At 73.2% G+C, this 366-nt stretch carries 1 protein-coding gene; it reads left to right on the top strand.

The genetic code is table 11. The features are described 5' to 3' along the window. The coding region (locus RISW2_RS25330) for an HNH endonuclease (RefSeq protein WP_211238755.1) at positions 1 to 361 on the top strand (361 nt) is incomplete at its 5' end. Positions 362 to 366: the final 5 nt, after the last annotated feature.

Raw genomic sequence — 366 nt, 5'->3', positions numbered from 1 at the left:
CGGGGTACGCATGGGCGCGCTGGCTGGACGTGGTCTGCCATCACGGCTGGGCCGTGACCGGTCGCGCCTGCGCCGCTCGGTCCAGCCGGACGGCGCGGGGCGGCGGTCGACGGACTGGCTGAACACGAGCCGGTGGCAGAAGCTGCGCCTGCGCATCCTCGAGCGCGACGGCTACGTCTGCCGCCAGACCGGCGTCGCGCTGATCGGCGCATACCCGGCGCCGAACAGCCCGGTCGTCGACCACATCGTCCCGCATCGCGGCGACCCGGCGCTGTTCTGGGACGAGGGCAACCTGCAGTCGGTGTCGAAGGCCTGGCACGACCGCGAGAAGCAGTCGCAGGAGAAGCGCGGCGCGGTCTGACCCCC

The sequence above is a fragment of the Roseivivax isoporae LMG 25204 genome (assembly GCF_000521865.1).
Lineage (GTDB): Bacteria > Pseudomonadota > Alphaproteobacteria > Rhodobacterales > Rhodobacteraceae > Roseivivax > Roseivivax isoporae.
Note: the sequence above shows the minus strand (reverse complement) of the source record. Positions and strands in the feature narration are given on the sequence as shown.